Source organism: Moorena sp. SIO4E2 (genome assembly GCF_010671945.1).
Taxonomy (GTDB): Bacteria; Cyanobacteriota; Cyanobacteriia; order Cyanobacteriales; family Coleofasciculaceae; genus Moorena; species Moorena producens.
Window position 1 is genome coordinate 1 of record NZ_JAAHIE010001034.1, and the last position, 1,894, is coordinate 1,894.

The following is a 1,894-nucleotide window of genomic DNA, read 5'->3' on the forward strand; positions in this document are numbered from 1 at the left end:
GGGATGTTGGTGTTTTGCCTGTCCCTAGTAATGATCGTTGGTAGTGCGCAAGCTGCGGAATGTTATGTCGAACCTCGCTTTATTCTCTTGGCCGAGGGATCTTCTCAGTATATACTAGATGTTATAGGTCCGCCAGCATCGTCACTGGATGTCAGCTTTATAAGCTTTGAAGAAGACCAACAAACAATATCATTTATCATACCTCGATACTCTGGGCATGATGATGTTAAAAATCTTCCTGTTCCGGGGTATCGCTCTGATCAACCCACTTCTTATGATAACGTGTTTGAAGGTGTGGAGCCATTCTACCAAGTAATAGTTCGTGACGCACTACCATGGGATATATACATGGATGTAGAGGGTTGTCACACAGCGTTTTAATTCTAAGGAGCATCCGCAGGTTGCAGATCACAAGGGACTTCCAAAAAATCAAACATTCTACAAACAGAATGATAATTATTGGTAATTAAGGAAGGAAAACCTTTGCTGTAGGGTAGAAAGGTAACGGGGCGATCGCCCCGTTACCTTCTTCTGGTAACTCCACCCTCAATACTCCACTTCTAACCCATATCCACCAACGGCGAGCGTATTCCTCAATGGGACTCGCCGTTGCTTTTTGCTAGGTATTGCCGAGAGAATCGTAGGGTGGCCATTGTTGATGAAGATCATGATTGAACGGCGATTAATGAAATGGGCAATGCCCACCAATCCACAATAATGTAGGGTGGGCATTGGTTCAGAAACCGGCCATGGCTACCTTCGTTGGTGGGCATTGCTCAGATGAATTTGGGCAGGATTTGGGTAAGTAAACCGGCAATGCCCACCCTACAGAATGCTCATGTAAAACCTCATAAACCCCATATAAAACCTCATAAACCCCATATAAAACCTCATAAACCTCATATAAAACCTCATAAACCTCATATAAAACCTCATATCCAGGGAATTTTGTATCATATTTGACTGACAAAAGTAAGATTATATATGCTTGAGAGGATAGAGAAGTTGTGCTCACCTGAGACTCACCATTCACTCAAATTGAAGGAATGGGGTAGACAAAAAAGGTTAAAATCCTTGTGTAGCAGGGTGTTGAACAACGAGGAGTCGATTGATAACTACACAAACTCACTCAGAACCAATAGATGATCTGCCCTGAGGGGGTGACATGAGCCCCAAAAAGCTTACTCTATAAGGCTTTGATGCCAATGGGCTCATGGAAGATACAGTCCCAAATTGACCCTACGAATGATTTAATGGCAAGCTCAAACCCTTATAAATACGTCCAAAGTCAGCCCAAAACAGAATGTATCTTTTTGGAAATTATGGGCTGAAATGATTACTCAGCAATGGGTACCTTGGTTGGTGGGCATTGCTCAGATAAATTTGGGCAGGATTTGGGATTAAAAACCGGCAATGCCCACCCTACAGAATGCTTACTTTGCGAGTCTCAAAAGTCAAAAAAAAATAGCCGTAGAAATACTATCTACGGCTATTTAAATGATCTATGTCAATGAGTTTCCAAACCAATCCGGATGTGATTTGATGTAATCAAACCGGAGCCTTGGCCAGGGGGGAAAACCCCCCAGAAATTTAAAGTGTTATGGCAACAGCCAATACTTCATCATTTTAGTAATGACTTCCCCTGGAACCTCAGTCGGTTCAAGAGGAGACCATTCGGCAATCTCGGCATAGCCCAATTTATAAAGCATTTGGATACTATAGATTACTGCTTCACGAGAGCCTTTCAGAGTGTGCTCAACAGGTTGCTTCTTGAAGTTTGGCTTAAAGTCTTTTGACATAGATCAAAACTTGAATTCATCGTGTTAATATGATTATTGTAATGATTATATTTGTAATTGTCAAGGGTTTTAAAAATTTTTTTTTGGGGAGTTTT

At 41.7% G+C, this 1,894-nt stretch carries 4 protein-coding genes; 1 reads left to right on the forward strand and 3 read right to left on the reverse strand.

Annotation, left to right across the window (positions count from 1 at the left end):
- The coding region (locus tag F6K37_RS40270; RefSeq protein ID WP_287256891.1) for a hypothetical protein at positions 1 to 381 on the forward strand (381 nt) is incomplete at its 5' end.
- Between the two features lie 165 nt (positions 382 to 546).
- Here F6K37_RS40270 and F6K37_RS40275 read toward each other — a convergent pair.
- The 3 genes from F6K37_RS40275 to F6K37_RS40285 all read right to left on the reverse strand — a co-directional run bounded on the left by F6K37_RS40275 (position 547) and on the right by F6K37_RS40285 (position 1,799).
- Entirely contained in the window at positions 547 to 732 is a 186-nt protein-coding gene (locus F6K37_RS40275; protein WP_287256893.1) for a hypothetical protein, read from the reverse strand.
- Positions 733 to 736: 4 nt separating this feature from the next.
- On the reverse strand, positions 737 to 1,015 hold the full coding sequence (locus F6K37_RS40280; protein WP_287256895.1) for a hypothetical protein: 279 nt from the start codon (positions 1,013 to 1,015) through the stop codon (positions 737 to 739).
- Positions 1,016 to 1,598: 583 nt separating this feature from the next.
- Positions 1,599 to 1,799: a hypothetical protein gene (locus tag F6K37_RS40285; RefSeq protein WP_287256897.1), complete on the reverse strand. Its 201-nt coding sequence runs from the start codon at positions 1,797 to 1,799 to the stop codon at positions 1,599 to 1,601.
- Between the last annotated feature and the right edge of the window lie 95 nt (positions 1,800 to 1,894).

What these genes read in the sequence shown, in the direction of transcription:
- F6K37_RS40275 (WP_287256893.1), bottom strand. Translation starts at nt 732, where the DNA reads ATGCCCACCCTACATTATTGTGGATTGGTGGGCATTGCCCATTTCATT.
- F6K37_RS40285 (WP_287256897.1), bottom strand. Translation starts at nt 1,799, where the DNA reads ATGTCAAAAGACTTTAAGCCAAACTTCAAGAAGCAACCTGTTGAGCAC.